A 5,106-nucleotide genomic window follows, 5' to 3' on the forward strand; every position below is an offset into this window, starting at 1 on the left:
CGGCGGATATAACCGGACTTCTCGAGCCGTTTCACACGCTCGGAACAGGGGGTGTTGGTCAGGTTGACCCGTGCCGCCAGCTCGACAATCGACAGCCTGCCGTCGGCCTCGAGCTCTTCGAGGATTCGCTCGTCGATTCGGTCCAAATCCCTAGACATCAGTAAAATTCCCCAAAAAAGGCCTGAAATTTGGTGTAATTCCCACAATACAGCCTGAGTTCATTCTCTTTTTCTAGTGAATATTACTATTATCCCCGGCCACGGCAATGGGGAATCACCAACAACACACCCGGCGCCGCGACAAAGGGCATCAGCCCGAGAACACCAGACCACAACAAGGAGGTCGAAACATTGACAGTGAAACTCGTCATCGGACTTGACGGGGCAGAGACGGGCAACCGCGCTCTGGCCTTCGCCAAGGATCTGGGCAAGAAGATCGGTGATTGCGAACTGATCGTTGCCTATGTCATCGAATGGTCGCCATTCACCTTCCAGACCCCGGAAGAAAACGCCCAGCGACACAAGCGGCGCGAAGAAGAGCTGAAGCTTGCCACCGACCGTATCGTCGCCCCGGCGGTCGCCGCGCTCGAGGCCGAAGGCTTTGCCGCGCGTGGCATCGTGCGTCACGGCGACGTCGCCGACACGCTGAGCAAGATCAGCACCGAGAACGGTGCCGGCCAGATCATCGTCGGCCGCACCTCGGAAAGCGGTTTTGCCACCCGGCTCTTCGGCAGCTCCACCAGCAATCTGGTGATGAACGCCGACGTCCCGGTCACGGTCGTCGGATAAGGAAAGGTTCCCCACATGAATAGGTTCTTGAAACCGGCCCTCACCGGGGCCGCCGCACTGGCCGTTGCCACCCCGTCGCTCGCCGAAGAGGCCATGGGCATCGACGACAAGGTCAATCAGGTCTTCGCCGAGGTGACCGGCCCCTTCGTCGGGCTGATCTTCGCCCCCTTCCCCGGCACGTCCTTTCCCTGGATCGTGATGTGGCTGGTGATCGCGGCTTCGGTCTTCACGCTTTATTTCGGCTTCGTGCAGTTCCGCTTTTTCGGCCATGCCATCCGGCTGGTGAAGGGCGATTATTCCGACCCCAATGACGCCGGCGAGGTCAGCCACTTCCAGGCCCTGGCAACGGCGCTTTCGGGCACTGTCGGGCTGGGCAACATCGCCGGTGTGGCGGTGGCCGTCGGCATCGGCGGTCCGGGCGCGACCTTCTGGATGATCCTTGCCGGTCTTCTGGGCATGGCCTCGAAGTTCACCGAATGTACGCTGGGCGTGAAATACCGCAACGAATACCCCGACGGCACGGTTTCGGGGGGCCCGATGTACTATATCTCCAAGGGCTTTGCCGAACTGGGCCTGCCCGGTGGCAAGATCCTCGCGGTGCTGTTCTCGATTTTCTGCATCCTCGGCGCCTTCGGCGGCGGCAACATGTTCCAGGCCAACCAGGCGCACGCCCAGATTTCGGGCATCATCGGCGATTATCCGGGCTGGATCACCGGCCTGGTCTTTGCGGCGGTGGTCTTTGCCGTGATCGTCGGCGGCATCAAGTCGATCGCCCGCGTCACCGAAAAGGTGGTGCCTTTCATGGGCATCCTCTATGTCGGCGCCGCGCTGGTCATCCTGATCGTCAACTATGACATGATCGGCTGGGCCTTCGGCCAGATCTTTGCCGGTGCCTTCACCGGGCTCGGCATCGCCGGCGGCATGGTCGGTGCGCTGATCCAGGGCTTCAAGCGGGCCGCCTTCTCGAACGAGGCCGGCGTCGGCTCGGCGGCGATCGCCCACTCGGCAGTGAAAACCAGCGAGCCGATCACCGAGGGCTTCGTGTCCCTGCTCGAGCCGCTGATCGACACCGTGGTGATCTGCACCATGACCGCTCTGGTCATCACCATCTCGCAGCAGATGCTGATCGATCCGCAGACCGGCATGTACATCCTGACCGAGGGCGGCAGCCATATCGCCACCGTCGACGGCAATACCGGTGTCGCCCTGACTTCGGCCGCCTTCGGCGCATCGATCAGCTGGTTCCCCTATGTTCTGGCCGTGGCCGTGGTCCTGTTTGCCTTCTCGACGATGATCTCGTGGTCCTACTACGGGCTCAAGGCCTGGACCTATCTCTTCGGCGAAGGCAAGACGGCCGAACTGGTGTTCAAGGTGCTGTTCTGCATCTTCGTGGTGATCGGCGCCTCGGCCAGCCTCGGCCCGGTGATCGACTTCTCGGACGCGGCGATCTTCGCCATGGCGGTGGTCAATATCGCGGCGCTCTACTTCCTGATGAAGCTGGTGCGCGCCGAGCTGGTCTCGTACAGCGCCCGCCTGAACAGCGGCAAGATCGCCAAGGCCAAGGCCTGAGGCGCAGGACCCTGACACCAAGGACCGGGGCAGCCTCTGCCCCGGTCTCTCCGGTTGCGGCGACCCCGCCCGCGGCGCCTGCGCGGCCCCGATCAAGACGTGGCCTCGAGCCGGAAAACCGCGCCCTGCCGCCCCTTGTGGACGATCGCTTCGAAACCTGTTCCGGCGGGCTTGCGCAAATCCCCCAAGCTGCGGCGGGCAAAGGACGGCGCGTCAAAGGACTGCCTTGTTGCTCAACAGGACACATCGCTCTATTCGTGCAGAGTAGGTGTCTCTATTGGCAGGATCGACGGAGGTCAGGTGCAGGAGCAGCAGATCAAGAAATCGGACGATATTGCCAACAAGCTGTCGGCGCGGATCGTGCGCGGTGATTTCGAACCGGGCGAGAAACTCCGCCAGGATATTATCGCGCGCGAATTCGGGGTCTCGCAGGTCACGGTCAGGGAAGCCCTGCTGCGGGTCGCCTCGCAGGGGCTGGCGATCAGCCTGCCACGGCGCGGCATGTGTGTCGCCCCCGTGGATCAGACCGCGATCGAAGAGCTGCGGGTCATGCGCGGCGCGCTTGAACCGGTCGCCTTGCAGCGTTCGGTGCCCAACCTGACACCCAATCAGATTGCCGAGATCGAAACGATCCACGAGGAATGCAACGCGGCCGAGACCTCGGAAGCCTGGGAAGACGCGAACCGGCGTTTTCACATGGCGGTGATATCCGCCTGCCGGATGCCCCGGTTGATCGCGGAAATCAGCAATCTCCAACTGCTGTACATGTGGCACTTCAGCAAGCGCCACACCGCGAAATGGCGGCGGCGGGACAACCCCGATCACGCCGCGATCCTGTCCGCGATCAAGGCCCGCGACGCGGAGCTTGCGCGCTCGCTCATGCGGCGGCACCTGGCGCGGATGGCTTAGCGGCCGTCAGGCGGGTCTGCGCGCCACCATCCAGATGAGGTGATAGGTCAGTGAAACCCCGTCCTGCGCGCCGAAATACCGCATGTAGTCATCGCTGAACGCCGCGAGGGAAGATTTGCTCCACCTCTTTGCCGCACGACCGTTGACACCCGTATTCCTGAGGTGCTCCAGCACCTTGCGCGGCGTTTCGAAGGTCATTGGGCGCAGGGTTTCGCACGCCGAGACGACCTCGAGCTTTCCGCGGACGGCCTCGGCGAGATCCTCGGCGCGGCACAGTCCCGGCGCGCCCGAGGACGAGCCGATTTTCACCAGTTCCCGGTATTGCTCGGGGCCGAAGCCGGAGACCGCCAGCCACCCGCCCGGCGCAAGCGACTCCGCGGCGCGCTGCAGCAGCCGGGCCGGATCGCGCAGCCATTGGATCATCGATGCCGATACGATCAGATCGGGTTTCTCGGGCCAGTCGATCTGGCCGGCGTCTCCGCAGAGGAACGCCGCCTGATGCGCCCTTGCGGTGCCTTGGGCCTGCGGCGAAATATCGTTCAAGGTCAGTTCTGAAATGTCGAAACCGGTCGTCAGCCTGCGGGTCAGATGCCCGGTGCCGCAGCCCAGCTCAAGGGCGGAAGTGAAGGGGCCGGCGGCACCTGCGGCGCGCAGCTCCTGCACCAGTTGCCCGGCGATCCAGGCCTGTTGCAGCGCCGCTTCGTGATAGCTGGCGAAACTGCGGCTGAAACTGCGTTGAACACGGTCGGCAAGGTCAGAAGTCATGTCATCCATTCCGTCCAGCTTTGGCCCGCGCGAAACGGGACATGGGGGCCGGGGATCAGGCGAACGGCATCTTCCCGCCCCTGCCACGCGCAAACCTGAGCCGAGGTAGGCAGGATGCGATCGCTGCGCGGAATCCAGATGCGGTCAAAGCCCGGGTCCGGCGCAGCCCCGCGGTCGATCACCGCCAGAAGCTCGGCCTGCGCCGCCGCGATGTCGATCTGCGGGGCGGGCCCGATGTGCCCGGCCCGCTGACAGAATCTGGCAAAGCTGACAGGGCTCAGACCCGCGGCGGTGGCACGCACCCTGTCCGGCGGAATGCCGCGCCGGTGATCCGCCGGAAACAGCGTGCCGCTGACCGCCACCCGGCGCGCCGGCTGCACCCCGGTCCGCGACAGCCAATGGGCCGCCGAAACGACGCCGAAGGAGAAGGCCAGCAGGCGCAGCTCGTCATAGTCGTCACGCTGCGAAAGCGGATGGTCCAGATCGCGGTAATCCTCGAGGAACAGGACATCCCCGGCGCCGCTCAGGGTCAGAAAGGGCGCCGGGCCAAGCGCCCAGCCGCCAAAGACCAGGGTCAGAACGCCCCCGCCGTCACGATGCAGCCACCGCGCCTTCACGCGGCCCTCCGGGCAAGCGCGATCATGGCATCGGTGACCCGGCCAAGTTCGTCCGGGGTGATGACATAGGGCGGCATGGTATAGATCTTGCGGGCAAAGGGGCGCAGCCAGACCCCGGTTTCAGGGGCCATGCGATGGGCGTCTTCGGGGTCGACCTCGCCCTCCATTTCGATCACGCCGATGGCGCCCAGAACCCGCAGGTCCCTGACCCCGGGCAGACCGCGAGCCGGCTCCAGGTCGCGTTTCAGCTGGGCCTCGATCCGGGCGACCTGACCCTTCCAGTCGCCCTTGGCCAAAAGATCCAGACTGGCTGCACCGGCAACACAGGCCAGCGGATTGGCCATATAGGTCGGGCCATGCATGAAGACGCCCGCCGCGCTTTCACCGATGCCCTGCGCGACCTCGCTGGTGGCGACGGTCGCGGCAAAGGAGATATGCCCCCCGGTCAGCGCCTTTCC

The 5,106-nt window shown here is 64.4% G+C and carries 7 protein-coding genes; 3 read left to right on the plus strand and 4 right to left on the minus strand.

Annotated elements, in window-relative coordinates; all coding sequences use genetic code 11:
* Window positions 1-158, minus strand: a 158-nt coding sequence (locus tag ABZD10_RS13525; protein WP_372887253.1) for an Lrp/AsnC family transcriptional regulator, incomplete at its 3' end; no start/stop codon positions are given.
* A gap of 192 nt (window positions 159-350) precedes the next feature.
* Here ABZD10_RS13525 and ABZD10_RS13530 point away from each other — a divergent pair.
* The 3 genes from ABZD10_RS13530 (at window position 351) to ABZD10_RS13540 (ending at window position 3,266) form a co-directional block, all read left to right on the plus strand.
* Window positions 351-788, plus strand: a complete 438-nt coding sequence (locus ABZD10_RS13530; protein ID WP_372887243.1) for a universal stress protein — start codon at window positions 351-353, stop codon at window positions 786-788.
* Between the two features lie 15 nt (window positions 789-803).
* Window positions 804-2,357, plus strand: coding sequence for an alanine/glycine:cation symporter family protein (locus ABZD10_RS13535; RefSeq protein ID WP_372887245.1), 1,554 nt, complete (start codon window positions 804-806; stop codon window positions 2,355-2,357).
* A 135-nt stretch (window positions 2,358-2,492) separates the two neighbouring features.
* Entirely contained in the window at window positions 2,493-3,266 is a 774-nt protein-coding gene (locus ABZD10_RS13540; RefSeq protein WP_372887247.1) for a GntR family transcriptional regulator, read from the plus strand.
* Between the two features lie 6 nt (window positions 3,267-3,272).
* Here the strand turns inward: ABZD10_RS13540 and ABZD10_RS13545 are convergent, their stop codons facing one another.
* The 3 genes from ABZD10_RS13545 to ABZD10_RS13555 form a co-directional block, all read right to left on the minus strand.
* Complete coding sequence (locus ABZD10_RS13545; RefSeq protein WP_372887248.1) at window positions 3,273-4,040, minus strand: methyltransferase; 768 nt, start codon at window positions 4,038-4,040, stop codon at window positions 3,273-3,275.
* A complete protein-coding gene (locus ABZD10_RS13550) occupies window positions 4,028-4,648 on the minus strand; it encodes a pimeloyl-ACP methyl esterase BioG family protein (RefSeq protein ID WP_372887250.1) in 621 nt (206 codons plus the stop codon). Before ABZD10_RS13550 ends, ABZD10_RS13545 begins: the two co-directional genes overlap by 13 nt.
* On the minus strand, window positions 4,645-5,106 hold a 462-nt coding region (locus ABZD10_RS13555; RefSeq protein WP_372887252.1), incomplete at its 5' end, for an aminotransferase class III-fold pyridoxal phosphate-dependent enzyme. The genes ABZD10_RS13550 and ABZD10_RS13555, both read right to left, overlap by 4 nt.

Source organism: Shimia sp., assembly GCF_041624275.1.
Lineage (GTDB): Bacteria > Pseudomonadota > Alphaproteobacteria > Rhodobacterales > Rhodobacteraceae > Shimia.